Consider the following 952-nt stretch of genomic DNA (forward strand, 5'->3'; position numbering starts at 1 on the left):
ATTAACATTATTATTTACATTAATAGTTTCATTATCAGACCCATTATCCTCATTAGTGTTATTCTGATCCACAGTCACACTCGCAGTATTAATAACTGTACCATTACCAATAATAACAACAGTAATATCCAAAGCAACCGTTTCACCAGCACCTAAATCACCAATAGTCCAAACACCCGTATTATTATCATAAGAACCATTACTACCTACAAAACTCAAAACAGTAGCATTCAACAAATCAGTCACATATACACCAGTAGCATTACCAGAACCGTTGTTAGTCACAGTAATAGTATAAGTAATAATATCACCAATATTCGCTGACCCAGTAGTGTTAGAAACCTTAACAACACTCACATTAACATTATTACTCACATTAATAGTTTCATTATCAGACCCATTATCCTCATTAGTGTTATTCTGATCCACAGACACACTCGCAGTATTAATAACTGTACCATTACCAATAATAACAACAGTAATACTCAAAGCAACTGTTTTACCAGCATCTAAATCACCAATAGTCCAAACACCAGTATTATTATCATAAGAACCATTACTACTTACAAAACTCAAAACAGTAGTATTCAACAAATCAGTCACATATACACCAGTAGCATTACCAGAACCGTTGTTAGTCACAGTAATAGTATAAGTAATAATATCACCAATATTCGCTGACCCAGTAGTGTTAGAAACCTTAACAACACTCACATTAACATTATTAGACACATTAATAGTTTCATTATCAGACCCATTATCCACATTAGTATTATTCTGATCCACAGTCACACTCGCAGTATTAATAACTGTACCATTACCAATAATAACAACAGTAATACTCAAAGCAACACTCTCACCAGCACCAAGAGACCCAATAGACCAAACACCAGTAACATTATCATAAGAACCATTACTACCTACAAAACTCAAAACACTAGCATTCAACAAA

1 pseudogene is annotated in these 952 nt (G+C 33.4%); it reads right to left on the bottom strand.

The annotated features are described in order from the left end of the window. Window positions 1–952: pseudogene (locus MBFIL_RS04655) on the bottom strand (hypothetical protein); the annotation flags it as partial.

Origin of the sequence: Methanobrevibacter filiformis (assembly GCF_001639265.1) — an archaeon.
Lineage (GTDB): Archaea > Methanobacteriota > Methanobacteria > Methanobacteriales > Methanobacteriaceae > Methanacia > Methanacia filiformis.